The sequence below is a fragment of the Denitratisoma oestradiolicum genome (genome assembly GCF_902813185.1).
Classification (GTDB): domain Bacteria; phylum Pseudomonadota; class Gammaproteobacteria; order Burkholderiales; family Rhodocyclaceae; genus Denitratisoma; species Denitratisoma oestradiolicum.
This window is the reverse complement of the sequence record NZ_LR778301.1, coordinates 2,827,205-2,853,355: the sequence shown is the minus strand read 5'-3', so window position 1 is coordinate 2,853,355 and position 26,151 is coordinate 2,827,205. Positions and strand designations below refer to the sequence as shown.

Annotated in this window: 22 protein-coding genes; 19 read left to right on the top strand and 3 right to left on the bottom strand. The window is 55.7% G+C overall.

Annotated features, from left to right (window positions below; genetic code table 11):
- The first annotated feature begins 201 nt into the window (after window positions 1-201).
- From DENOEST_RS12895 to DENOEST_RS12870, 6 genes are all read left to right on the top strand, one after another.
- Window positions 202-1,077, top strand: coding sequence for a transketolase (locus DENOEST_RS12895; RefSeq protein ID WP_145772378.1), 876 nt, complete (start codon window positions 202-204; stop codon window positions 1,075-1,077).
- Window position 1,078: 1 nt separating this feature from the next.
- Window positions 1,079-2,044: a transketolase family protein gene (locus tag DENOEST_RS12890; protein ID WP_145772379.1), complete on the top strand. Its 966-nt coding sequence runs from the start codon at window positions 1,079-1,081 to the stop codon at window positions 2,042-2,044.
- Between the two features lie 54 nt (window positions 2,045-2,098).
- Window positions 2,099-3,151, top strand: a complete 1,053-nt coding sequence (locus tag DENOEST_RS12885; protein ID WP_145772380.1) for a zinc-dependent alcohol dehydrogenase — start codon at window positions 2,099-2,101, stop codon at window positions 3,149-3,151.
- Window positions 3,152-3,285: 134 nt separating this feature from the next.
- The gene (locus DENOEST_RS12880; protein WP_145772381.1) at window positions 3,286-5,733 is read left to right on the top strand and encodes a TonB-dependent receptor; all 2,448 of its coding nucleotides are present in this window, start codon (window positions 3,286-3,288) and stop codon (window positions 5,731-5,733) included.
- 74 nt (window positions 5,734-5,807) lie between these two features.
- Window positions 5,808-6,602 (top strand): SDR family NAD(P)-dependent oxidoreductase, encoded by a 795-nt coding sequence (locus DENOEST_RS12875; RefSeq protein WP_197970615.1) that lies wholly within the window; start codon window positions 5,808-5,810, stop codon window positions 6,600-6,602.
- Window positions 6,603-6,702: 100 nt separating this feature from the next.
- Complete coding sequence (locus DENOEST_RS12870; protein WP_145772382.1) at window positions 6,703-6,978, top strand: DUF3604 domain-containing protein; 276 nt, start codon at window positions 6,703-6,705, stop codon at window positions 6,976-6,978.
- On the opposite strand, the gene DENOEST_RS12865 is transcribed toward DENOEST_RS12870, so the two are convergent.
- Window positions 6,979-7,926: an IS1595 family transposase gene (locus DENOEST_RS12865; protein WP_183148254.1), complete on the bottom strand. Its 948-nt coding sequence runs from the start codon at window positions 7,924-7,926 to the stop codon at window positions 6,979-6,981.
- A 93-nt stretch (window positions 7,927-8,019) separates the two neighbouring features.
- Here DENOEST_RS12865 and DENOEST_RS12860 point away from each other — a divergent pair, with 93 nt between their 5' ends.
- The 6 genes from DENOEST_RS12860 to DENOEST_RS12835 all read left to right on the top strand — a co-directional run bounded on the left by DENOEST_RS12860 (window position 8,020) and on the right by DENOEST_RS12835 (window position 17,171).
- Entirely contained in the window at window positions 8,020-9,636 is a 1,617-nt protein-coding gene (locus tag DENOEST_RS12860) for a DUF3604 domain-containing protein (protein ID WP_145772271.1), read from the top strand.
- A 3-nt stretch (window positions 9,637-9,639) separates the two neighbouring features.
- Window positions 9,640-10,503: a peptidyl-prolyl cis-trans isomerase gene (locus DENOEST_RS12855; protein WP_145772270.1), complete on the top strand. Its 864-nt coding sequence runs from the start codon at window positions 9,640-9,642 to the stop codon at window positions 10,501-10,503.
- Window positions 10,500-11,492 carry a HupE/UreJ family protein gene (locus tag DENOEST_RS12850; RefSeq protein ID WP_145772269.1) on the top strand — a complete coding sequence of 331 codons (993 nt, stop codon included), beginning with the start codon at window positions 10,500-10,502 and terminating at the stop codon, window positions 11,490-11,492. Before DENOEST_RS12855 ends, DENOEST_RS12850 begins: the two co-directional genes overlap by 4 nt.
- A gap of 260 nt (window positions 11,493-11,752) precedes the next feature.
- Entirely contained in the window at window positions 11,753-14,110 is a 2,358-nt protein-coding gene (locus DENOEST_RS12845; RefSeq protein ID WP_145772268.1) for a TonB-dependent receptor, read from the top strand.
- Between the two features lie 100 nt (window positions 14,111-14,210).
- The gene (locus DENOEST_RS12840; RefSeq protein ID WP_145772267.1) at window positions 14,211-16,547 is read left to right on the top strand and encodes an arylsulfatase; all 2,337 of its coding nucleotides are present in this window, start codon (window positions 14,211-14,213) and stop codon (window positions 16,545-16,547) included.
- Between the two features lie 63 nt (window positions 16,548-16,610).
- Window positions 16,611-17,171, top strand: coding sequence for a nuclear transport factor 2 family protein (locus DENOEST_RS12835; RefSeq protein WP_145772266.1), 561 nt, complete (start codon window positions 16,611-16,613; stop codon window positions 17,169-17,171).
- A 439-nt stretch (window positions 17,172-17,610) separates the two neighbouring features.
- On the opposite strand, the gene DENOEST_RS12830 is transcribed toward DENOEST_RS12835, so the two are convergent.
- Window positions 17,611-18,765, bottom strand: a complete 1,155-nt coding sequence (locus DENOEST_RS12830) for a helix-turn-helix transcriptional regulator (RefSeq protein ID WP_145772265.1) — start codon at window positions 18,763-18,765, stop codon at window positions 17,611-17,613.
- A 255-nt stretch (window positions 18,766-19,020) separates the two neighbouring features.
- Between DENOEST_RS12830 and DENOEST_RS12825 the strand changes: the two genes are divergently transcribed.
- From DENOEST_RS12825 to DENOEST_RS12810, 5 genes are all read left to right on the top strand, one after another.
- On the top strand, window positions 19,021-20,022 hold the full coding sequence (locus DENOEST_RS12825; RefSeq protein WP_145772264.1) for a thiamine pyrophosphate-dependent dehydrogenase E1 component subunit alpha: 1,002 nt from the start codon (window positions 19,021-19,023) through the stop codon (window positions 20,020-20,022).
- Between the two features lie 2 nt (window positions 20,023-20,024).
- Complete coding sequence (locus DENOEST_RS12820; protein ID WP_145772263.1) at window positions 20,025-20,996, top strand: alpha-ketoacid dehydrogenase subunit beta; 972 nt, start codon at window positions 20,025-20,027, stop codon at window positions 20,994-20,996.
- 10 nt (window positions 20,997-21,006) lie between these two features.
- Complete coding sequence (locus tag DENOEST_RS19935) at window positions 21,007-21,273, top strand: biotin/lipoyl-containing protein (RefSeq protein ID WP_197970614.1); 267 nt, start codon at window positions 21,007-21,009, stop codon at window positions 21,271-21,273.
- Window positions 21,274-21,280: 7 nt separating this feature from the next.
- The gene (locus DENOEST_RS12815) at window positions 21,281-21,970 is read left to right on the top strand and encodes a dihydrolipoamide acetyltransferase family protein (RefSeq protein ID WP_197970613.1); all 690 of its coding nucleotides are present in this window, start codon (window positions 21,281-21,283) and stop codon (window positions 21,968-21,970) included.
- Window positions 21,971-22,117: 147 nt separating this feature from the next.
- A complete protein-coding gene (locus DENOEST_RS12810) occupies window positions 22,118-22,948 on the top strand; it encodes an SDR family NAD(P)-dependent oxidoreductase (RefSeq protein WP_145772262.1) in 831 nt (276 codons plus the stop codon).
- Between the two features lie 294 nt (window positions 22,949-23,242).
- Here DENOEST_RS12810 and DENOEST_RS12805 read toward each other — a convergent pair whose 3' ends face one another.
- Complete coding sequence (locus tag DENOEST_RS12805) at window positions 23,243-23,848, bottom strand: TetR/AcrR family transcriptional regulator (RefSeq protein WP_145772261.1); 606 nt, start codon at window positions 23,846-23,848, stop codon at window positions 23,243-23,245.
- A gap of 357 nt (window positions 23,849-24,205) precedes the next feature.
- On the opposite strand from DENOEST_RS12805, the gene DENOEST_RS12800 reads away from it, so the two are divergent.
- The gene (locus DENOEST_RS12800) at window positions 24,206-24,772 is read left to right on the top strand and encodes an RNA polymerase sigma factor (RefSeq protein ID WP_145772260.1); all 567 of its coding nucleotides are present in this window, start codon (window positions 24,206-24,208) and stop codon (window positions 24,770-24,772) included.
- Window positions 24,759-25,868: a FecR family protein gene (locus DENOEST_RS12795; protein ID WP_170228314.1), complete on the top strand. Its 1,110-nt coding sequence runs from the start codon at window positions 24,759-24,761 to the stop codon at window positions 25,866-25,868. The genes DENOEST_RS12800 and DENOEST_RS12795 overlap by 14 nt, the downstream gene beginning before the upstream one ends.
- The last annotated feature ends 283 nt before the right edge of the window (window positions 25,869-26,151 follow it).

Here is a 26,151-nt window from a genome sequence, read left to right as displayed (position 1 = left end):
GTCGAAACGGTAAGAGTGGCCCCTGCGGCATGCCAGTCAGACGGTTGGCGTTTTGTTACACACTTTTCTGCAGAATTTTTCTGATAAAAAATCTTTAAACAAATATTGACCATGGTCAGTGAAATGGGGTATGTTGTTTTGCAAATCAGCTTCCCGGGGTATTCGCCCCCTTCAACATAACGATTTGAAGGAGCAGATGTTGTGACAAAAGTCCATCTGGAACACGTTCCTGATTTGATAGAAAAGGCCGGCGAGATCCGAAAGCATCTCTGTCGATGCGCGCGTTACGCCGGTAATGTCCATATTGGTGGACCGCTTTCCGCCACGGATGTCACTGTGGCGCTGTACTACAAGTATCTAGGTTTTGATCCGGACAATACGGAAGACCCGAATCGCAACATGTTCGTGCTCAGCAAGGGGCACAACGGCGTCTTGCTCTACTGTATTTTTTGCGATATGGGGATGCACGAATGGGACGATCTGCTGCATAACTACAACAAGATCGGGTACCGCTTCGGTGCCCACCCCAACCGCAAATACGTGCGTGGCATTGAGGTGTCTACCGGCTCCCTGGGGCACGGACTCAGCTGGAGCGTCGGTTTTTCCCACGCCAATCGCAATGAAGGCATTGCCTCACGCATTTACTGCCTGCTCGGTGACGGCGAGCTTGAAGAAGGCTCCAACTGGGAAGCCATTATGTACGCGGCTTCGCATAGCCTGGACAACATCGTGGCCGTGGTGGACAACAACCAGTGCTCGGCCTCCTTCATGGCGGGTGAAAACATCAAGTGGAACACCATGGCCGACTGCTGGCGGGCTTTTGGCTGGGATGTCCACGAGATCGATGGTACCAACATGTACGAGATCGACCGCACTCTGGCCGCCCTGCCGCCGGTCGATCTGGCTAGCCCGGGCAAGCCGATCTGCATCATCGCCAATACCACCAAGGGCCAGGGCGTGTCGTACATGACGGATAGGCCTTATGCCTGGCACATCGGTGGGCTAGACGATGAAAAGCTCGCCGAAACCGAGGTGCTGATCGACCGTTACACCCAAGAACAGAAGGCGAGGAGCTGACATGGGTGGATTCACATTCAATATTACCGACATTGCGGCCATGATGAACGCAAAGGACCTGGTGACGAAAAAAATGGTCCAGCTGGTAAAGGAAAATCCCAAGGTCTGTTACATCAATTCGGACGGAACTGGTAAATCGGGTCCCTTGCGCGAGATGTACGACCAATATCCGAACCGTGTGCTCGACGTGGGCATTGCCGAGATGAATCTGGTCACAGTGGCGGCTGGCCTGGCGAAAAAGGGCTACATCCCCTTCGGTCAAACCTTCGGCCCCTTCCTCTGCGTGCGCGCCCTGGACCAGATCCATAACGACCTGGCCTACAACGACCTGCCCGTGCGGCTCATCGGCACCCACGGCGGCTTGTCCTCCGGCTATGGTCCCACCCACAACACCATCGTGGAATTCGGGGTGATGAACGCCATCCCTAATATGACGATGATTGCGCCCAGCGATGCCGCGCAGTGCGTCAAGATGCTGGAGGCTTCACTCACTTGGCCGGGTCCCATCTATATCCGCATTCCACGCGGCGAGGAGCCCGAGGTCTACAACGCCGACTACGACTACGTGATCGGCAAGGCCATCGAAGTGCGGGAGGGCAGCGATGTCACCCTCATCGCCACTGGCACCGGGGTCTATAACAGCCTGCGGGCAGCGCTGACGTTGCAGGTGGAGGGGCTGAGCGTGGGTGTGATCGACATGCACACCATCAAACCCATCGACAAGGATGCCATCGTCCGTGCGGCGAAGAAGACCGGCACCCTCGTCACCGTGGAGGACCACAACATCCTGGGCGGCCTGGGCAGTATCGTCGCCGACGTACTCATGGAAGCGGGCGTGCCGGCGCGGCTGAAGAAGATCGGCATTCCCGACGAGTTCATCAGCTTTGGCTATCCGGAGGAGATCTACCCTCATTATGGTTTTGACGGCACTGGCATCGCAAAGACAGTGCGCGAGTTCTGTCGCTGACTGGTGGGGAGGCATTCGTACCCGTACATAGCGCCTACGCCCTGGAGAGCCTTCATGAAACAGCTATTCATTACTGCGGTTCGTGATTTCGACGCGCAAACGATGGGAACCGTCGAGGCTCGGGAGGTCCCCCTTCCCGAACCGGCCGATGACGAGATACGTATCAAGGTTATCTACTCGTCTATCTGCGGCTCGGATGCTCATACCCTAACGGGACATCTGGGGGAATTCGAACAAATGACCCGGTCCATGCTGCCGATGCCGTTCGGTCATGAGTTATCCGGCATTATCGACAAGGTCGGCCCCAAGGCTGCGGCTTACGGTTACCGCGAAGGTGAGAAGGTCATCGCCAACTATGCCAGGTACTGCTATAGCTGCGATCAATGCCGCAGCGGCCATGAAAATCTCTGCGCTAATGTGCAGTTCTGCATGAACGGCTTTGCCGAATATGCCTGTTTCCACGTGACCCAGGTTTTCAAGCTACCGGAACAACAAGACCTGTTGACCGCCTGCCTGATCGAACCCCTGACGATTGCCCTGGGCGCTGCCGAACAGGCGGGGTTTTCCTGGGGAAAGTCGGTGGCGATCATGGGTGCCGGAGGTATCGGTTTGATGCTGGTCCAGTTGGCGCGGCTATCCGGAGCATCCGACATCACAGTATTCGACCTCGTGGAGGAGAAGCGTGAACTGGCGCGACGTCTGGGTGCCGACCATGTGTTCGATCCGCGTGACGAAGGCGTGGTTGAGCAGGCGATTACCGCCGCAGGCGGCAAGTACAACTGCGTTCTGGAAGGCACGGGCGCGATGTCCGCCGCCCACTTGACCCTCGATCTGCTGGCCCGCGACGGTAATGGTGTGTACTTCGCCATGTATGGCAAGGACCCTGTTCTGCCCGTCAATCTGCACAGCCAGTTTTACTGGGACCAGAAGCACCTGCACGGCATGATCATGGGCGCAGGCATGTTTCCAAAGGCCATTCGGATGTCCCGCCGCATAGATCTTGGATCACTGATCCAGCGCGTCCATCCCTTGAGTCATTACCCACGGGCTATCGATGATCTTTTCTCCAGAGGGTTCGCGAAAATCGTGATCAAGATGGACGAGTGACATGGCCATTCTTGACGACGACACCCTGAGCATTTGGTAGTTGCAGTACCGCTTGAGCTTCATCCCTGTAGTTTCTGTTTGTTCGCGACAATAAATATCAGACGTTATGTACGTTGATAAAAAGGAGAGGAAGTATGCAACGCAAAGGTCAGTGTTTTTCGATTCGTCCCATCCCCTTCCTTGTGTCCAGCCTGATGGTACTGGGCATGAGCGGCGCCCATGCTGCCGACACCCAGTTAGAGGAAGTCATCGTCACCGCCCAGAAGCGGGCGGAGAATCTTCAGGATGTACCGATTTCGGTTCAGTCCCTGGATGCCAAGATGCTGGAAAAGAAAAATATCGTCACCTTGACGGACCTCGGTGCCGCCGTGCCTGGGTTGTCACTGGTGCCTTTTCCAGGTAGCGCCGAAACGATTTACCCTTCCATACGCGGCATCGTTGGCAATAATGTTTCAATAGCTACACCGCTGCCCCTTGCGGTTCATGTTAATGGCATTTATATTTCGCAGATGGCGGGGCTCAATGTGGCTGCTGCAGATCTGGAGCGGATGGAAATCCTAAAGGGGCCGCAAGGGGTACTTTCTGGGCGCAATGCAACCGGTGGAGCGCTCAATCTCTACACGGCCAAGCCGGTTTTGGGTGAGTTCACCTTCAAGCAGCAATTGACTTTCGCGGAGCGGGGCCAGCTTCTCTCCAAGACTATCGTCAATGTACCCCTGACGGAGGAATTGGCTGCGAAGATATCCTATCTCCATACCGATCGCGACAACGAAGGGATAAAGAACTCCGCCCCCGGTGGCGTCAAGTTCGGGGAAAAGACGGCCGATGCTTGGCGCCTTGATGTGCGCTGGAAGCCGTCGAACAACGTGACCGTAGATTATGGCTACGATACGGCACTCACCAAATCCTATGACACCTTTCCTCAATGTACTGCTCCTGGTTTGGTACCAGCACTGACCAATACGGTCACCGGCGGCAGCGATCCGCGTCTCGCAGCGTATGTGAAGGCATGCAGCCCCGAGAGACAAACATCGTTGTACTTCCCCTATTCGATTCCGAAAAATAGAAACAAGGCGGAGGGGCATACCCTGAATATCGAATGGGAAGTCAATCCGTCAATGACCTTCCGCTCCATTACCGGCTATCGCAAGGTCGATACCTCCAATGCCGTCGATTACACCGCTTATGCGAGCGGCGTGGACGTATTCGCCGGAACCGCGCCGTTCAAGGTGCTGGGATCGACGCAACTCGACGGGAAATACAATCCGTTTACCATTTTCAACGAATCGTGGTCGCAGGAATTCCAACTGCTCGGCGAAACCAGCCCCAATTTCAAATACACCACGGGCATCTATTATTCCCTTGACAAGGGTCATCAGAATGTCGGCCCTTCGGTGTTTTCCTACTATCCCAGGTTTGGTGACTTTTTAGTCGCGGCCTATGGCGCCCCGGCTTACTTGGCAGGCCTTGATAGCATCGCCCTGGAGAACCTGGGAATCTCATCCACCCACAACACGTCGGTTGCGCTCTTTGGCCAGATTTCCTGGCGCCCCGACATCCTGTCACGCAAGCTGGAAGTCGTGCCCGGTCTGCGTTACACCCAGGACCATCGCAAGGCCATCGGTTACAACGTTGGTCGGGGTGCGGCGACTGCCTTTGTGGTACCCGTATCACCGGGGGTGGCTACCCCGGCCTTCCCAGGGCCCCTGTTCGTTTCGCCGGATGCCTTTCGGGGCGCGGTCGGGGACCGGACTTTCTCCAAGTCCACACCGAGCCTGTCGCTTAACTACCACTGGGATGAAAGTCTGATGACTTATCTGAAGGTCGCCAAAGGCTACACCAGCGGCGGCTTCGACTCTCAGGCTGGGTCGGCGACGGTGTTCTCCACTGGCTACGATCCTGAAACCCTGACCTCGACAGAACTGGGCATGAAGGGTGAGTTCCTCAATCGCCGCCTGCGCACCAACTTGGCCGTATTCCAGAGCAAGTATGTGAATCAGCAGCAGGCCGTTCCTTCCTATCTGTCCGACGGCAGCCCGTTTTGGGTGATCCAGAACGTGGGTGGCTCCACCTACCACGGAGTGGAACTGGACATGATGGCGGCGGTGACGGATGGTTTGCGTTTTAATGCCAATATTGCCTGGCTGGACCATAAATTCACCAAGTTTAAGGACCTGACGACAGGCTTGGATGTGCATGCCTCGCGCAAACTGATCGTGCCCAAAATCGCCTATTCGGTCGGGATGGACTACCGCTTCCCGGAGATGGGCCTGCCCGGTACGCTGGACGCCAATCTTACGGTGTCCCATCGGGATGCGTCATCCACGCCCATCGACGTGACGGGAGCGTTGCCTCTGAGCGGCTTCATAACTCCGGCCTTTACCGTGTGGAGTGGACGTCTGGCCCTGTCCCGGATTAAGGTGGGGCCGGGTAGCAACGGCGACCTGACGGTGGCGCTGTGGGGCAAGAATCTGACTGACAAGAAGTACAGCGTTTTTACTTATCCCAATCAGACAGCCAACGCTGTTGCCACCTGGGGTGAGCCGCGTACCTATGGTATCGATCTAATCTACAACTACTGATGCCACGATGACGACACTGCGGCAATATGCGCTGCAGTGTCTTTTTGTTTTCACAGCAATGCTTGGGATACTTCATGAACTTAAAGACAGACATGAACCTGCAACCTGCGCTCGGGGCACCGTCTACCGGCATCATCATCACTGGCGGGGCCTCCGGCTTGGGGCGGGCATCCGCTCATGCCCTGGCCCTAGTCGGCCGGCCGGTGGCGATCTGGGACATCAACGAAAGCCGGGCGCTTGCCGTGGCCGAAGAAATCCGCAATCAGTACGGTGTGGCCACCATCGGCCTGGGACTGGATATCGGCGATCCGACAGGCTACCCCGCCGCCATCGAAAAATCGCGTCAGGCCTTGGGTACTCTCGGTGGTCTTGCGCACGCCGCGGGTATCGTCGACACCGGCTCTCTGGCTGGCGTAACCCCGGAAAATTGGGATAGGGGCATCAACATTCTCCTGCGTCCGCTGGCCTTACTGGTGCAGGCCTTGCATCCGGACCTGAAGGCCAATCCAGGTTCTGCGATCCTCGCCTTCGCCTCCATCAACGCTACCCTGGGCAACGGGATCAATCCGATCTATACCGCCGCAAAAGGAGGTGTGCTGTCTCTGGTGCGCTCCCTGGCGGATTACCTGGGTAACGATGGTATTCGCGTTAATTCGATTTCTCCTGGCGTGATCCTCACGCCAATGGTGCAACCCTCTTTCGATACATTGCCAAAAGGCACTTATGAAAAACGTATCCAGCTCGGCAGACTGGGGGCACCGGAAGAAATCGGTCGTGTGGTGCGCTTTCTCTTGTCCGACGAGGCTAGCTACATCACTGCTGCTGAGATTGTGGTGGACGGAGGGAATATTTCATCACAGCGTGGATGATCGTTGCTATTGAGAACCGCATAAATCTCTGTCAGCACCATGATTTGTAAATATGGTAATCCACTTATTGGTGCATCAAATCAGAAAGGAGTGAAAGCCAATGCGTTGGTTATTGCTGACTGGATCCGCGGCCCTCTTGTTGGCCTGTTCTATGCCCCCGGAAGAAACAACGGCGCTGAATCCGGACGCACGCGCGCCAGCCCCAGAGATAAATAAGGACGGGCTTAGCCCAGAGGACCGCCGGGCGTTGTTCGGAGACACACACCTGCACACCTCCTATTCGTTCGACGCCTACGGTTTCAGCGCCTCACGGACGGATCCGGACATGGCCTATCGGTTCGCCCAAGGGAAGCTCATCGATTATCTGGGAATCTGATTACCGATGAGTCTCAGCCAACCTAATCGCGCTTTCATTGTGCGGCAGCATCCTGGCGCAATCACTGATGAGGCTCACGACGATGGTTCGGAGATCGAATCGGCGGTTGAAGCGGTAGGCGTACTCGGCGAAATAGCGCTTGGCGTATTTGGCGAAGCGGAAGGCATGATAGGTTCCCGACAGAGCGGTCTTGAAATTCGAGATCAAGGTATTCACCCAGCGGAACTTTGGATGCTGGGCCGCCTGCTTGCCGGAGCCGACCACGATGGCCTCGTGTGTCTCGACCGAATTCGCCAATACCGAGAAACTCGGCAAGCCATCCGACAACGCGTGGGTGGTCGGCGCCAGCGTCTTGCTGGCCCAGGCGTCGATCCGCTCGTGAGTGAAAGGCATGGGGTCGAAACGGACGAAAAGAGGCCGACCATCGGCGGTCGTTTCCACCGCCGCCACGAACGGTACCTTATTCTCGGAACCCCGGCCCACCTTGCCGGCACGGGCACCGCCAAGATAAGCGTCGTCGATCTCGACACGAACATCCAGCGCCCGACCGGCCTCGGCATCGCCCATCACCGCCATCAGCTTGTGCTTGAGCAGCCAAGCAGTGTCGTAGCTGACGCCGAGGTGGCGCTTCAACGACAGCGCCGAGATGTTGTTCTTGGACTGGGTCATGAAGAACATGGACAGGAACCACTTGGTCAAGGGCAGTTTGGTGTTCTCGAAGATCGTTCCGGCGGTGACGCTCACTTGGTGGCGGCAGCGATGGCATTGCCACAGCCTTTTTCCACCTCTCTCAAAACGGGAGTGCCGGGTGTCCCGGCAGCACGGACAGACGAATCCCGAGGGCCAACGCTGTTCGACCAGCGCCGTCTCGCATTTCGCCTCCGTTCCGTACAGTTCCATAAACTCGGCCATCGACTGCCCTTGTTGAAATTGCACCCGATTTTTCATGGCAGACCTCCGTCTCAATGTCTGCACTATTTTCAAACCCTTACTGGCTCACTACGTGAGCCGGCTGAGACTTGTCGGTAATCAGATCTGGGAATGAAGGTTCAGCGTCATGATCCGCTCGATTTCTTGGCTGTCACGGATCACGCCGAATTCATGGGTGTGCTCAACCAACTCGATGATCCGAACAGCTATCTTTCTCTCAGCGAATTCGGCCGACTTTATCGGGAGCAGATTGCAGTCGTTACCGACCGCCGCGACCAAGGCGAAGCTGCAATGCGATCGTTGAAGAAGTCCCCGGTACTTCAGACACCCTACACCAAAGATGTAATGCGTTCTGAGTGGGGCCGACAAATCGCCATGGCCAACGCCAATTACCGGCCTGGTAAGTTTACGACCTTCATCGGCTATGAATGGACCTCTCATCCGCAGGATCGCTACAATCTCCACCGGAACGTGATTTTCCGAGGCGACACGGCGCCGATGCCGTTCAGCGCAACGGACTCGCTGCGACCGGAGGACCTGTGGTCCTACCTAGAAGCCAATCGTGCGCAGGGCATCGAGGCGCTTGCGATTCCTCATAACGGCAATGCCAGCGAAGGCAACATGTGGGCCTGGACGGACAGCGATGGCAGGCAGATCAGCGCCGACTATGCCCGTCGCCGGGCCGCCAATGAGCCGCTCAATGAGATTGCTCAGGGCAAGGGGCAGTCAGAAACCATGCCGGCAATGTCGCCGGCAGACGAGTTCGCTAATTTCGAGGTGATGGACCGTCTAGTGCCGCGGCTCGATCTCAAAGGCTCACCGCCGGGGAGCTACGTACGGGATGCGCTTGGTCGCGGGCTTTTGATTCAGCGCCGCACCGGCGTCAATCCCTACAAATTTGGGGCAGTCGGCGGCACCGACTTTCACAATGGGCTTACGACATCGGCCGAGAATGCGCTCATTTTGGCGTTCGGGTTCGATCCCGACGTGAATCCCCCTTCAAGGAAGGAAGCGCAATTTCTGCTGCAGGAGCCAGCTGCGATGAACCCGCCGCCGCTTATCTTGGGCTCGGGCGGGCTGACCGGCGTATGGGCCGAACGAAATGACAGGCCGTCCATCTATGCGGCGATGCGCCGACGGGAGACATTTTCGACTTCTGGCACGCGCATCAAGGTCCGGCTGTTCGGCGGTTGGGACTATCCGAATGGCTTGATGCAGCGAGATAACTGGGTGCGGAACGCCTATGCCAGGGGAGTGCCGATGGGGTCAGATCTGCCGGCGCGGGCGAAAAATACTGCGGCGCCGCGGTTACTTATCTGGGCGGCCAAGGACCCGAACGGCGCAAATCTCGACCGGGTGCAGATCGTGAAGGTCTGGCTGGATGGCGACCAGCAGCGCGAGCGCGTTTTTGATGTTGCGCTGTCAAATGGGCGCCGTGTCAATCCTACGACTGGTAAGGCGCCTCCTGTCGGCAATACAGTCGATCTCAATACGGCGACCTACCGCAACGACATCGGCGCGGTGCAGCTCGCAACTGAATGGACCGATCCGACCTTTGATGCGGCACAGCCCGCAGTCTTCTATGTCCGGGTAATCGAAATTCCGACTCCGCGCTGGTCGACGATTCTGGCTGCACGCTATCAGCTGCCACTGCCGAAAAGCAGCCCGGCCACGTTGCAGGAGCGGGCCTGGTCTTCACCGATCTGGTATATGCCGGAAAAGCTTTGATATATGCGCCTCATATCGAATCTGATCCGCGAACCCGTCGTCCACTTTCTTTTCTTCGGCTGTCTGCTCTACGCCGCAGCCTCGCTCCACGCGCGAACGACTGATCCACAACGCATCGTTGTTTCCGATGCGGTTGTGAAGAGGCTTACGGATCGTTACGTGCAGCAATTTGGCAGCATGCCGCCGTCGGATCGACTGGAATATCTGATCGGCCGGTACATCCAGGACGAAGCGCTCTATCGCCAAGGAACCGCGATGGGTCTGGGCAATGACGACGAAATCATCAGGCGGCGAATCATCCAAAAAATGGAATTCCTGGGTGATGGTGACAGCTATGGTGTCGAACCGACCAAGCAGCAGCTCCGGGCCTATTTCGATGAACATTCGTCGCGCTACATCGTGCCCGAGAGGGTTTCGTTTAGCCACATCTATTTCTCTCCTGATCAGGGTGGCGACGCTAAGGCGCGCGACCGGGCGGTTGAGGCGCTCGCACGTTTGAACGCCTCGAAAGACTCTTCCTTCGTGCCATCGGGCGATTCCTTCCCGGGTCGCTTGAACTTTGCGCTCGAAGATCGAGATGAGGTTACGCGTAGCTTCGGTGAGAGCGCATTCGCACAAGTTCTGTTTTCGTTATCAGTCGGAAGGTGGTCTGGGCCGATCCGCTCCGGCTATGGCTGGCATCTTGTGCAGCTTCAGGCGCGGAAGGCACCGCATACACCAAATTTTGCTACTGTTGTCGAGGACGTCCGTACCGATTGGCGCAACGATCGGCAGAACCAACTCAAACGGGAAGCGTTGCAGCGAATCGTTGCTCAATACCAAGTTATCCGCGAAGACCACGCGCGCGATCGGTTGGAGAAGAAATGATCCGGCTGCTTTTCTGGATCGCTCTCCTGGTCTTCGTGGTTACCGAGGTATCCGCGCATGAGGTTCGCCCGGCGCTTTTGGACATTAGGAGGACGGAGAGCTCGGTTTGCAACATCAGGTGGAAGCAACCGACAGCCGGCGAAATGGCGGTCCGGCTGGTCCCGCGCCTGTCGGGAGGGTGGATCGATTCTGCACCGGCGAGTGACCTGCTCGGAACTGGCCAGAGGACCATGGAGTGGCGCCGCGACGATTGTAGTCTCACCGCACTGACAGAACAGATCGTCACCATCGATGGGCTCGATGCCACCATCACCGATGTGTTCGTGCGGGTGGACTTCGATGACGGAAGACTGCTTCAGCAGGTTCTACATCCAGGCGATCCGCCGTTGCGCCTTTCCGCTCCGGTCGCTCCCAGCCATCAGATCAAAGCCTATTTTCTGCTGGGCGTTTCCCATATTCTCGAAGGTTCCGACCACCTAGCCTTCGTACTCGGGCTGGTGATTCTGGTGGGCTTTCGGAAACGGCTGTTGGTCGTGATCACCGGTTTCACGCTGGCCCACAGCATCACGCTCGGTGCGACCGTTCTCGGGCTGTTACATCCTTGGCCGGCGCTGATCGAGGCTCTTGTGGCACTCAGCATCCTGATCGTCGCGGCGGAGGCGCGGCGCTCCGACAGAGGTGGGCAGAGCTTGACCATCCGGTGGCCGGAACTGGCAGCGCTCGGTTTCGGGCTGCTTCACGGCTTCGCCTTCGCCGGAGCGCTTACCGAAATCGGGCTTCCCAAGGTAGAGATGCTCGAAGCGCTGCTGCTGTTCAATCTGGGCGTAGAAGCCGGGCAGATCCTGTTTGTCGGCGCCGTCCTGGCGGTGACATTGGCCATCCGGCTGCTTCGCCCCGCCCCTCAATGGGCGAGCACCTTACCGCCCTACGCGATCGGTTTGTTCGCAGGATTCCTCTTCATCGAGCGCACGCTCGCACTGTTCGCCTAGCCCGGATATTTCACAAAAGTAGGTCGGTGGAACCGCTGTAAGGCAGTAATCAGATTAGCTTTCTGAAGCAAGCGAATCTGCACCAGATTATAAATCTTGATTTGAAATCAACAATAAGAGCAGGAGGTTTACTAACGCATCGTAGCCGACTCCATCACATTTAAATTAGATCATTTGTTCCAATCAATACATGCAACTAAATGATCCATGAGTGAGGTAGCGATAGAGGTAGCCATTTCAAATTTACGAGGAGAAGAATCATGAATCAACACACAACAAAAGCTCACGCGGTCCGGATGTTGCCCTTACTCATCACTGCACTTTACGGCGGAGGTGCATGGGCAGACAGCAAGGGGACGGTGCTTGAAGAAGTGATCGTCACTGCGCAAAAGCGAGAACAGAAGCTGCAGGACGTTCCCATTTCGATTACTGCCATCTCTGGGGCACAATTGGAAAGCCGCGGTATCGAGGGAAATTCTTCCTTGACGGGTCTGGCACCCAATCTCATCATGAACAAGAGTTCGGGTAGCAGCCTGATCTCCGTGCCCGCCATCCGTGGCAGCGCGCTGAATCAGCCCGCCATTTATGTGGATCCGAGCGTGGGTATGTATGTGGACGGCGTCTATATTGCCAAGTCTCAGGGCAATATGTTCGACCTACTGGATCTGGAGCGGGTCGAGGTGTTACGCGGTCCACAGGGTACCCTGTTCGGCCGCAACACCCTGGCCGGCGCCGTCAGCTTCGTTAGTCGCAAGCCCTCCGGCCAATGGAGCGGTGCGGTGTCGCTGGACGTGGGCAATTATGGCCGTCATGTTGAGCGGGTATCCCTAGACTTTCCAAAGGTAGGCATTACCAGTCTCAACATCGCAATGCGTAACGAGCAGGCCGATGGCTGGATGGGCAACGCCAATGGCAAGGCATTGGGTGGAACCGACCGTCAAGCTTTCCGCCTAGCGGCCAATTTCGACATCAGCCCGTCGTTCAAGGTGGACTACGCCTATGACCACACCGACATCAGCGAGACCTCGCAACCCGCAACGCTCTACCGAGCGTACGGCACTGCGGGAAACCTGGTGACCTTGGGCAATCAGTTGGTTGGTGCGGGCAATGCTTTTGGACTACCCGCCTATGTGACGGCGGGCAACTATCTCATCAACGCCCAAGCAGCCATAGCACCTTATGCGAGCCAGGAGCGGCCAGACTCCATCGCGATCGATTCCGGTCACGAAAACTATCAGCGGCTTAAGATCAATGGCAACGCCCTTACGGCGGCCTATGCGGTAAACGACAGCAATACGCTCAAGTACATCGGTTCCTTTCGCACCATGGATTACAGTGACCGCATCGAGCTGGATGGCACCCCGACAGTTCTGATCAGCACCGGCCGCAATACCTATTTAAAGTCTTATTCCAACGAATTCCAGTGGGTGGGTAATACCGAAAGACTCAACTATGTGGCGGGCCTGTACTTCTATCGCGAGGATGGCGCGACAACGGGCGGACAAATGATTGCCTTGAGCCCGCCCCCAGGCAACACCAAATATGTCAACTATCGCACTACCGATAACGCCAAGGCGATCTACGGTCAGTTAGATTACAAGGCCACCGATGCGCTGACTTTAACCGCTGGCATCCGTCGCACCACGGAAGAGCGGGGCAATACCTCGGGGCAGTTCGGGTCGGCGGGTTATCGGGGCCCCATCACCTCCACCCTTGTGCCATGGTCCAGCGCCAGCGCCAGTTGGAGCGCCACCACCCCCACGCTGGCGGCCACCTACAAGTTCAACGACGGCCTGACTCTTTATGGCCGGATGGCTAAGGGCTTCCGCTCCGGGGTGTTTTCCGCCGAAGCAACGACCGTGCTCGGGGTAACGACCCCGGCGGACCCGGAACGTGGCACCACGTATGAAATCGGCTTCAAGAGCGCCTTTGCCGACGGTCGCGCCCAATTGAATGGTGCAGTGTTTGTCACCAAGACTACCGACATGCAACTCGGTCGGCAGGTTCCGGGAACCACCGCGTCCCTGACTGTCAACGCGGGCAAGGCCACCGTGAAGGGACTGGAACTGGAAGGGACCTTCCTGGTGGCTGATGGATGGAAAGTCCAGGTCGGCTATGGCTACCTTGATGGTAAATTCGACGAATACTTGGGCTTTCCCCTGAATGTTGCAACGGCCGCTGCCGCCGGGGTCACGCCCACTACACTGATCGATACTGCCGACAACCGGGCCTTCCCTTACGCCCCGAAACAGAGTTTCAATATATTGGTGGATGGCCGTCTGGCGAAAACTGCCTGGGGTATGTTACGAGGCATCGTCGATTACACCTATATTGATTCGTTCTACATCAACTCCAGCAATATCTCGCTGACAGCACCTAACGCGGGGCAAGGCCTCCTTGCGTCGCTTAATCACTTGCCGGCGCAGGGCTTGCTCAATGCCCGTCTGCTGTTGACCGATGTGCCTATCGGTGGCCCCGGCAGCGCAAGTGTTTCCCTGTGGGTGAAAAACCTGACGGATTCGAAGAAGCCCATCAACTTGATCGACTTCTCCTACTTCACCGACGCCACCTGGACCCCACCGCGCACCTACGGGGTTTCCGTCAGCTATAAGTGGTAAGTCGCGCAGCCCTCTCCTTGCGCATCTTTCGGGGCCTACGGGCCCCATTTTTCCTGATCTTGCCTGTTCTGGGTAGATTGCAAATGAAAAAGGAATCGCCATGTCACGTTTTCTGATTCGTCTCGCAGGGCGGCGTTTATTTCCACTATGCACCTTGCTGTGCTGGGTGGCTTTCTCTGGCCAAGCATTCGCCGCGCCGACCCTGCCCACGCTTAATGTGGGTACTCCCAACCCTTTGCCCCTTGCCGTCAATTCGCCCGAGACCTTTGTTCCAGCCAAGTCGAAGGCACCGGCAGGTGCACCCAACGTGGTGGTGGTGCTGCTCGATGATGTGGGCTTCGGCGCTGCCGGCACCTTTGGCGGCCCGGCACCCACACCAACGCTGGATGCACTGGCGAAAACCGGTTTGCGTTATAACCGTTTTCACACTACTGGGATTTGCTCGCCCACCCGGGCAGCACTGCTCACGGGGCGCAACTCCCACGCAGTAGGCGTGGGTAACGTGATGAACACGCCCGCCCCCTATCCCGGCCGTACCGGCTTCATGCCCGCCAGCGCGGCAACGATCGCCGAAGTCCTGCGTCAGAACGGTTATGCCACCTCCCTCTTTGGCAAATGGCATCTCACTCCGCAGAGCGAGGAAACCCCGGCGGGGCCCTTTGATCGCTGGCCGGTACGTATGGGTTTTGACAAGTTCTACGGTTTCCTCGATGGCGAATCACATCAGTACGAACCTGTCCTGATCGACGGCACAACTCCGGTCGTGCGGCCCGACAAGGCGAATTATCACCTGACCGAAGACCTAGCCGATCACGCCATCGACTGGATGCGGCAACGCCGCGATCTGGCGCCAGGCCAGCCTTTCTTCGTATATTTCGCGCCCGGCGCCACCCATGCGCCCTTCCATGTGCCCAAGGAATGGATCGATCGTTTTCGGGGTAAATTCGATCAAGGCTGGGACAAGGTGCGTGAGGAAATCCTTGCCCGTCAGAAAGCCCAGGGCGTGGTTCCATCCGATACGGTACTCACGCCGCGCCCGGCAGAGCTTCCCGCATGGGACAGCCTCAGTCCAGAGCGCAAGCGCGTTGCCGCCCGCTTAATGGAAGTCTATGCGGGCTTCCTTGCTCATACTGATGCCCAGATTGGCCGACTGGTAGGCGCCTTGAGCAATATGGGCGAACTGGACAACACTCTATTCATCTACATCGTGGGGGATAACGGTGCCAGCGCCGAAGGCGGCGTCTATGGCACACTTAATATTATGGGTAGTCTACAAGGCGTGAGCTTAAGTGCAGAACAAGCCCTGGTGCGCATCGACGAAATAGGCACCACCAAGAGCTACCCGCATTACCCGGCCGGCTGGGCTTGGGCCATGAATACGCCCCTCCAATGGACCAAGACGGTGGCCTCTCACCTGGGCGCTACCCGTAACCCCATGGTCGTCAGTTGGCCGAAACGGATCAAGGATCAAGGCGGCTTGCGCAGCCAGTTCAGCTTCGTCTCGGACATCGCCTCCACAATTATGGAAGCCGCGGGTATTGCCGCACCAGCCCTAGTCAATGGCGTGGCCCAGCAGCCTATTGACGGCGTAAGCCTGATCTACAGCTTCGACAATGCCAAGGCCAAGGAGCTTCATACGACCCAGTATTTCGAGATATTCGGCAACCGTGCCATTTATCACAATGGCTGGATAGCTTCCGCCTTCCATGGCCGCCCACCCTGGGCCTTACTCAACGCCAAGAAGCGGGGCTTCGACGAAGACGTCTGGGAGCTCTACCACCTCGACCATGATTACAGTCAGGCCAACGATCTAGCCAAAACCGAGCCGGCCAAGCTGCAAACCATGAAGGACATGTTCTGGGTCGAGGCCGGCCGTAATCAGGTATTGCCGCTGGTCAGCGATATCGGTGCCCTGAGACTCAACATCTACGGCAAGCGAACGCACTTCACTTTTCACGAAGGCTTCGATGGTCTTATGGAAAATTCGATGCCACTCATCGCCGGCCGCTCACACCGCCTCAGTGCTGATCTCGTCATGCCGACTACCGGTGGCGAAGGCGTGATAGCAGCCCTGGGCGGAGACAGCGGCGGCTGGACGCTCTATGTCGATCACGACGGCGTACCCAACTACCTCTACAACCTGTTCAATGTCGAGCATCTGGTACTCAAAGGCAAAGTCCCATTACCCGCCGGCCCGGCCAAGTTGGAAGTTGATTTCGCCTATGACGGCGGCGGTTGGGCCAAGGGTGCGAAGGTGACGCTGAAGATCAATGGTGCTGAGGTGGCTTCCGGCCGCATGAACCGCACGGTTCCGATGTTCTTCTCCATCGACGAGAACTTCGATATCGGCACTGACTCCGGTTCCCCCGTTGGGGACTATCGACCAAACTACCGATTCTCAGGGCGGATTTCCGAAGTGGCTCTCGATCTGCAATAAAGTCTGAATGTGGCCTGCAGGTCCGAGGTCTCAAGACTTGCTCTTTTTTCGAAAGGTTTCGTCATGTGGCTATCTCGCGCCTTCCGGAGTTTTCTGATCTACTTCCTGCTGGCTTTCCTGGGATCGGCCCTGGCTGACGAGGCAAGGCAGGAAAATGCTGCTCCCTGCCTCTCGCTGGAAGATCATGCAGAGATTGTCGATCTGATGTCACGTTATGCGCTTTATACGGATACAGGCAAAGGCGAGGCCTTTGCCTCGACCTTTACGGAGGACGGCCAATTGATCATCCGTGATCAACCGGTCCAGGGACGCCGTAATCTTGCCGAAAGGGTGAATCAAAAGAAGCTTCGGACCTTGCATCTGCCTTCGGTGCCAATGCTGGTGAGAGTTGCCGATGAAAGTGTTCGGGCACGTTCCCAGTTGATTTACATACAAGAAAATAAACCCGATGGCATAAGCAACACTCCCAGTTCTCTCTTTGTTGGATTTGCCGTCTACGAAGACACCATTGTCCAAACGACCGATGGCTGGAAATTCCAGGAGCGGCGTGCGGCTGAAACCCTGCCGATCTCTCCCGATTTTCTCGTATCGCCACCTTTTTCAAGATGCCAGGCACACCGTTGACCAGCGCAGGAACTGGCAGCCGATTCCGAAGCACGGTGGATTCCGTCTTATGCCGTTAGACTACGGCCCCACCCCATTGCTGATCGACGGCCGTTATCCAATAATGGGGAGGATGTGGAGCAGCGGATATAATGACGGCATTATTGCCGTATGCAATTCTGATCGGCAACCTGGAAGGTGTGGGCGATACCTTGTTTCAGCGGCACATAATGCCCCTGATGGAGAGCAGCATCCAGACGTCACCGTGTGTGCCGCGGGCGTATTTACTGGTCGGATAATCTTTCCCGTCTTTAGGGGCCCCAATTTCAGGGGGATTACTTCAAGACTTCCACAGTTGGATCGGTCTGACGTCTAACCAGTACCGGAAATCGAGATGGGATGGCCCGCGCCGGCCTGGTCGTGCTGGCATGGTTAATGGTAAATGTCTGATCGGGAATGCTCAATAAATAACAACGTTCAGCACAATCCTCACCAGCTCCGCTTGTCTTGCTACACCCATCTTTGAGAAGATCAATTTCAAATGGGAACGAGCGGTATTTCGACTGATATTAAGCCGCTCAGCGGCTTCGTCGAGCGTCAGTCCGTTAACAAGATGCATGGTCAGAGCTGTCTCGGCCTGAGTGAGGCCGAATAAACGCCTAACGACGCCCGCAGACATTGTGTCCTGGTGCTCTGGGTCACGAAAAAAAACTACAGCTTTGGGACGCTTCCATGCATCAGACCATTCACCAGCTTCAATCGATCGTATCAGCATGCCAAATTTGTTTCGGCCCGACGGCCGAGTAATGGAAAATGACTCTATGAACGCTTGAGTTCGAGGAGTACAGCCAGCCAAGGCTGACGAGGTAAGCTGTTGCAGCAGTGCGTCCTCTCCTGGATATTCTGCCTTCAATACATTACCAACACGCCGAATGCCGTCCTTTTGATCGAGGATCGCTTGTGCCTCGGCGTTTATCATCATAATTTCTCCATTCTCATCTAACGTCACCGTACCAACCTGCATACGTTCTACAGTTCCAGCGAAGAGGTGTCGCTCAATGTTGATATGGTCCATGCGTGACCACATTGTCATTGACTGCTGAATGTGGGGAAGCAACAACCGAAATATCTCCTTGTCGTGCTCCGAAAACAGCGGTCGCATATGCGATCCGGTAATTCGGAACCTGCAGCTCGGGTCGTCCTCTGTAGACGACAAGTCGGCGCCAAGAACATGCAGGACATCTAGGTGTTTTAAATATTCTCGATATATGGTGCTCTCGAGCCATTGTTCTTCGCGAATAACTTCCGTAACCGAAAAGACCTGGTTCTTGGGCAAGTTAACGAATGGGTCTAATTGAGAGAAACGTACATTGAACTGGTCAATGCTGACCACGGATGTTGGTCCAGACACGACCATGATGCTCGGTCGATCTAGCGTTGCAGGGCGCATCACCATTGCGACAAAAGATGCGTTCAAGAGCTCTCTGAGATGATCGAGAAAGGATTTCCATGGCGGTGACTCAAATGGGCTGCGATAGACGAGTCCTACCAATCGACTAAATTCATCCAGAGTAAACCGATTTTCGGCAGGCAATTCCGGTTCCTTGACTGTCATGTGCGCCTTTAACTGTCGATCTCAAACTAAGAATCAAATATATGCACTCACTTTTTATATCGTTCCTGCTGGTCAACTGAGTCACCATTTTTGCAATATCAACGCAAATCTCACCCGTTTGAGGGGTGCGGGTACTTAATGCCTTTGTGAGAATGACCAACGTCAACCTAAACTGTTCATTGTGCCACCGTGCTGCAAGACCTCAAGAGGTATCAGTGGTGCCCTGCACGGACTTTACTGAAGGAGGTTCCACTGATGGCATTACGAGACAAGGGCCAACAGCTTGAAGCATATCGCAGGATGTTAGCCATTCGTGGCTTCGATCGGGCGGCGTCAAAGCAAAACGATGACGGAGAGATTCCAGGCGTTCTTCACACCAGTATTGGACAGGAGGCTGCCATTGTCGGTGCCTGCATGGCCCTGCGGGACGACGATTACATCACTGGAACACACCGGTCTCATGGTCACCCCATCGGCAAAGGTGCCAAGCTGGGGCCGCTGATGGCGGAGTTGATGGGGAAGGTGACCGGGGTTTGCAAAGGCCGCGGCGGATCTATGCACCTTGCCGATACCACCGTTGGCATCATTGGTGAATCCGGCATCGTTGGTGGTGGGTTCCCTCTGGCCACCGGTGCCGCTCTTAGTGCCCATGTTCGGGGTACGGACCAGGTCAGCCTGTGCTTTTTTGGTGACGGGGCCACCAACGAGGGTAGTTTTCACGAGAGCCTCAATATGGCTTCACTGTGGAAATTGCCGGCGATTTATTTTTGCGAAAACAATCACTATGCCGCGACGACGCCACTGCTTAAAAGTCATGGACAGCCAAGTATCGCTCGTCGCGCAGATGGCTATGGGATTCCTGGTGTAGTGGTGGACGGCCAGGATTTGGATGCCGTATACGATGTCGCCTTTACCGCTGTGGCCCGGGCTCGATCTGGAGATGGACCAACGATCATCGAAGCCATGACCTATCGTTTCGAGGAACACGCGCTTGGCGTATTCATGCCATCCATATATCGCCCTGCGGAAGAGGTGGAACGCTACAAAAAAGACCGCGATCCCCTGGTGCTCTATCGGCAGGCGCTGATGGATGCCGGGCATACCGATGCTGATCTTGTGGCAGTGGAGGAAGCTGTTGGCGCACTGATATCGGAAGCTGTCGATTTCAGCCTCAAGAGTCCGTTCCCGGACCCCGCTGATGTTTATGAGTTCATGTACAGCAATCCGATCAACTATCCAGACAGAGAGGTGCGCTGATTATGGCCACCACAAAACTGACCTACCTCAACGCGATCTCAGAGGCCCAGAAAGAGGAGATGGCGCGCGATCCTACAGTAGTTCTGATAGGTGAAGATATTGCGCTCTATACGGCAAGCGGCGCTCTGGGCGATCTCGACGCCAAGCGGACATGGAGTACCCCGATCTCGGAATTGGGATTCACCGGAATGGGCGTGGGCGCGGCGATTACCGGGCTGCGTCCCATTGTGGACCTGACCATCGCCAACTTTGTCTACTTGGCCTCAGACCAAATCATTAACCATGCGGCCAAAATTCGCTACATGACCGGCGGTAGAGCAAAAGTTCCCATGGTGATTCGTATGTCGATGTGGCACAACCAGTCCAACGCGGCTCACCACTCCGATCGACCCTATCCGATGTTCATGAATGTGCCCGGTCTCAAGATCATCGCCCCATCGTGCGCGAGCGACATGAAGGGCATGTTGAAGGCGGCGATACGCGACGATGACCCCGTGCTGGTATTCGAGGACAACGATCTCTGGATGAAGGCAGAACAGGTATCTACTGACGTCGACTTCCTGGTGCCTCTCGGAAAGGCTGCGGTGCGTCGCGAAGGAAAGGACGTCACCATCGTCTCGGTTGCTGGCTGCATCCTGCAAACTCTTCCAGCTGCGGAACTCCTGGCAAAGGACGGTATTGAGGCTGAAGTCATCGATGTACGCAGCCTTGCGCCCTTGGACACCGACACCATTCTGGCTTCCGTCGCCAAGACCGGACGGCTGGTGGTGGTGGACTACGCCCATCGTACCAACAGCGCAGCATCCGAAATCGCAGCCATCGTTGCGGAGGAAGCCTTCGACGCCCTCAAGGCACCAATTCAGCGAGTTGCTACGCCCAATGTGAACATTCCCTTCAGCCCGAAGCTTGAGCGTCCTCTCTATCCAAACAAGGAGAAAGTGGTGGCTGCTGTGAAGAGAATTATCAACCGATAGAGGTAGTTGTATGGCTAAGAAAATAATAATGCCCAGGCTTGGAATGGGGATCACCGAGGCAACTGTCATGAATTGGCTGAAGGCAGAGGGTGACCTCGTCACCGAGGGGGAGCCCTTGGTGGAGATTGAGACGGCGAAAGCCGTAGAGGAGCAGGCTGCGACGGCCAGTGGGAGACTGGTGAAGATCCTGGTGCCTGCGGGCGAGATGGTGGAGGTGCTGACTACCATTGGCATTCTCGCCGAGGATGGAGAAGATTACAGCCATCTCTTGCCCTGACCGTTCCATGGACGATCTCTATGAGGTTCGGGAACTATCTGCGCTGCGCAAGATCATTGCGCAGCGCATGAGTGATGCGACCCAGACCATTCCTCACTTTCGGGCGGTAATGGACATCGAGGTCGATACGCTGCTGGCGGTGCGCAAAGACTACAACGCGAGGGAAGGCGGGGTCAAGGTATCGGTCAATGACTTCATCATTAAGGCGGTTGCTCACGCATTAATGGAGGAGCCCGCTATAAACGTGCAGTTCGTCGATGGCATGATTCATCAATATCGCCAAGCGGACATTTCGGTGGTTGTTGAAGTGGACGGAGGCTTGGTTACCCCGATTATTCGAGCGGCGGAACAGAAGAGCTTGAGTCAGATCGGTGTGGAGGTTAGGGAACTCGCGGCGCGGGGACGCGGGGGCCGGCTGAAGATGAATGAGGTCTTTGGCGGTTCCTTCAGTGTCTCCAATTTGGGTGGATATGGCATCGATGCGTTCGACGCCATTATCAACGCGCCCCAGGGTGCCATTCTCGCCGTCGGTGCCGCCAAGCAGCGACCCTGGATACGGGAAGGGCAGTTGGTCCCGGCGGGCGTGATGCGGGTGGTGCTATCGATGGACCATCGCATTATCGACGGTGCAACCGGTGCTCGATTTCTTGGCGTTCTTCGGGACACCTTGCAGTCACCAGCATCGCTGACGAATTGAGTCGATATGAAGCGCATACCTGGACACCAAGCGAATGCGAAGTGTCCATTCACGTCGGATGCTTCATGAAGTAGGAAGTTGAAACAATCCAGTTTCGCTGAATCTGGATTTCCGATATGCAGTTGCACAACGCATAGGATGGACTATATGACTTCAAAAATTTTGTTTGCAGGTGGTACAGCTGTCATAACAGGCGCGGCTGGCGGTGTCGGCGGAGGTCTGGCGCGCAAGGCTGCCGTGCTGGGTATGAATCTAGTACTGGCCGACTTGGATTCTGAGTCGCTCTACACACTTGCGGACTCGCTTGATACTGAAGTGCTCGTCGTGCCTACGGATGTCACCCATCCGGCTGCGCTGGAGAATCTGGCCAACCAGGCCTGGAACCGTTTCGGCCGGGTCGATCTCCTTTTTAATAACGCCGGCATCATGTGCGCCGGTTTTACCTGGGAAATTTCGCCTGAAGCCTTTGGGCGCTGTTTTGCGGTCAATGTGTTGGGTATCCACAACGGCATCCGCGCCTTCGTACCCCGGATGCTAAAGGCCGGCACTCCGGCCCATATCGTCAACACGGCCTCGATGGGAGGATTCCTTCCCAGCCCATTGTTGTCGCCGTACACCGCCACCAAGTCCGCCGTTTTCATGCTTTCCGAATGTCTTTATGGGGAACTGAAGATGATAAATGCGCCGATTGGCATCTCGGTGCTGCATCCCGGACCCGTGCAGAGCGGAATCTTTGGCAGCCCCTTTGGCGATGGAGGAGGCAACCCAGTGGCACGTCAATTCATCGACGCCATTAACCAGCAAATTGCAGGAGACGGGGGCATTACACCCGACCAGTCGGCGGAGCTTACCTTTGCCGGCATCCAGGCCGGCGAGTTCTGGATTCTGGCGGAATCGGAGTTTCTTGATCCCCGTTTCCGTGAGAGGGTGGAAGGCATCCTCGAAAGACGGCCGCCGAAAATCTTTGGCGCTGAATAGGCCGGACGAGCACAGTCAGCAAAAGGAGAACCACACCATGAAATCTCTTCTGAGTTCACCAGCGACAGGCGTCATTGTTACATGAGGCCGCTCCGGGTTGGGGCGGGCGTCTGCCTATGCATTGGTCGCCGCCGGCCGGCCGGTGGCGATATGGGATATCAACGGAGACCGGGCTTCGTTGGTCGCCGATGAAGTGCGTACCGAGTACAGGGTGAGTGTTGGCATAGGCCTGACCTAGGACAATAAAAAAGCTGATTGTCCGGCGTGGAAGAAAATTGGTGCAGGTCGAGCTGGTCAGGGAGTCAGGGAGTCGGTCAGTAGACTAGTGAGAAGGGCAATGCGGGGGCGGCTGGTATCGAAGGAGGATTTGGGATTGACCAGGAAGCCGAAGAAACTCATACGCAGAGTATCAGTCAGCTTGGCGGCATCGATGCCCTTCCTGAGGATGCCGGCTTGCTGCAGGTGGCGGATTTGTGCGGTCAATGCGGTGCCGAATGCGGTGTGCTGGATGCTTAGGCTGGGCGAGCCGCTCTGACGCACGATGGCTAAGTTGATCTGGCGCACCAGTTCTAAGTCGCCCACCGCCTGGTGCTCCTCCAGCACAATCGCGGTCAAGCCGCCGAGGAAGGTTTTCGCATCCGAGGCAGCACCGAGCTCGCCCTCGATCCTGGCAGCCATGGCTTCGGAAATCCGCCGTTGCCGCTCCAGCAGGACGTGGTCCTTGGTGGGGAAATGAAAAAAGAACGTCCCCTTGGCGACGCCGGCTCGTTCGCAGATGTCGCTGACCCGGGATTGGTCCACGCCTACCCGGCCAAATTCCGCGAGCGTTGCCTCATAGACTCGATTGAAGGTTTCCTGGCGTTGCAGGTCGCGGCTGGTAGGCGGTTTCACAGTAGTCATGGAAGCAGCGTGCCAAGGGAAAAACGAAAAAGCGCCGGTGGGGCGCTTTTTTGCATGACTGACGATAGGCGCAGTCTAAACGGAACCTGTCTGATTGTAAATTCGCGAGGCCCAGCCTGGGGGGACAGATGATGACCAGGAGGCGCTTACGTTGGATAGCGGTGACGGTCGTGATCCAGTGAGATACTGAGGCAACAGTGCAGGCCCGGAAAGCCGACGTACGTATTTACTAATCTGACTGGTATGGCTACAGGGAGCAGGCCGCTATGATTACCAAAAAACGGCCAATATACGTCTTTAGGTAGGGGGTCAGTTCCTTACTAAGTGTAAATATCTTACTGAGAGGTTGTTGCTAAAATGCAGCATCAATTTTTCGAGTCTGTACAGACGAGGGACCGTTTAGATAAGGTCTTTAGGAGCTACAACGATACTCTGGTGCGCTACCTGACTTTGCGAACAAAGTCTGTTGTAGAGGCAATGGAAATAGCTCAGGAAGCCTATCTGCGTGTACTGGCCATGCCGGATTCGAACAAGATAATTGATATGGAATCTTTCTTATTTGGAATTTCCAGAAATCTACATATTGATCGTGTCCGTAGCACTATCTGTGGTTTTAAGGCGATTGAGAAAGGTGGAATGGCTGTCGCTTATGGCGGTTCGACTACGGAAATGTCACACGTTGGACCGGAAGAAGATGCAGTGGCTAATGAGATCCTCGAGAAATTGAAAACTGTCATCGAGGGGCTCGCCCCCAAATGCCAACAAGCCTTCTTGCTCTATAAGTTTGAGGGTATCGGGTATGCGGAAGTGGCAAGCCGCATGGGATTGACCGAGAGTATGGTACGAAAGTATGTCTTGCATGCCGTACGGGTCTGTCACCAGAGTCTGGGTATGGACGGCCAAGTGCAAAATGAATGTGATTAAGGACAATTTCGGCAACAAAACCTCTCCTGGCATTAACGGAAAGGCACAGGAGTGCTTTCTTGCGCTTCAGGACGAGGACTTATCTTATGAAGAATGTCAGACCTGGATCAGTTGGCTCGACGAAAATCCCGATCACCAAGTTGCATACGACAAAGTAGCGGTGTTATGGGAGACGCTAGGCCGGATCGATCCGAAATCATTGCGCTTAGATATAGAGGTGGAAGACTCCGAAGTAAAGGCGGCGCAATTCTCTAAGGTTCTCTCTCTAGATCCTGTTCGCCGGACAACACTCACGGATGTAATACGGTTACTGAATTTGAGAGCGGCACGGCGATACGTGCCGGTTTCTTTTGCAGTCATCGTTCTTTTTGTCATGGGAATATTTCACTTCAATAGCGGCGGCCTCGAAGGACTGACACACCAAGGCGAAGTATTTGAGACTAAAGTGGCAGCAACTAGAGCCCTTGCACTATCCGACGGAACGACGGTTCGTTTAGCCGGTGATACGCGTATTGAGACTGACTATTCGTCGAAAGAGCGCAGGGTGAACATAGTACGTGGCAAAGCATTTTTTGAAGTGAGCAAGAATGCGGATCGTCCTTTCATCGTTCATGCGGCTTCCGGGGAGGCCAAGGCACTTGGCACGAAGTTTGAAGTCAATATCATGAGTCAGTTCATCGCTGTCACCGTAGAAGAAGGCTTGGTGCAGGTCTTGGGAACTAGAGAGATTGTTGATACTGCAAGTGCTGGTTCTTTACATAAAACGATTATTGGAAAGGGCGAGCGGGTAAGTTACTCCAAAGAAGGACGCTTAAGACTGGTAGAAAAGGTTAATCTGGATAATGTTCTGGCCTGGAGAAACGGAAGCTTGGTTCTAAATAGACAGTCTCTTGCCGAGGTTATTGAAGAAGTTAATCGATATTCATTAAAGCAGATTCAATACAGGCCGGACGAGATTGCTGGTATGACGATATCCGGGACAATTCACCTGAGTCAAATTGATGACTGGCTCAAAGGTCTTGAAAAGGGATACCCCCTTAAAGTTGATGCAGTCAGCCCTAATATGGTACTCATTACACGCCAAGTCTTGCCTTAGCAGGGTCTCTTTGATGAATAGCAACGGAATTGGATTTCAGGTCTGAAGCATTGCAGAAGTTTGGACATTGGTCATCCTAACCACCCACCCGGGTGTGTGTGGGCACGCATAAGAGAAAGGGGCTTAAATCCTATTTCTGAAAGACAAGGTAAAAAACCAATTGGGGAATGGAGAAGCCCACAATTGTCGAAAAAGCCAGGTTCACACAAGATGCGATGTCGCTTTTTCTTTGGTTTCGTTCTTGTCATAGAGCTGCTAACGGTTCTGTCGGCTCTTGCTGTCT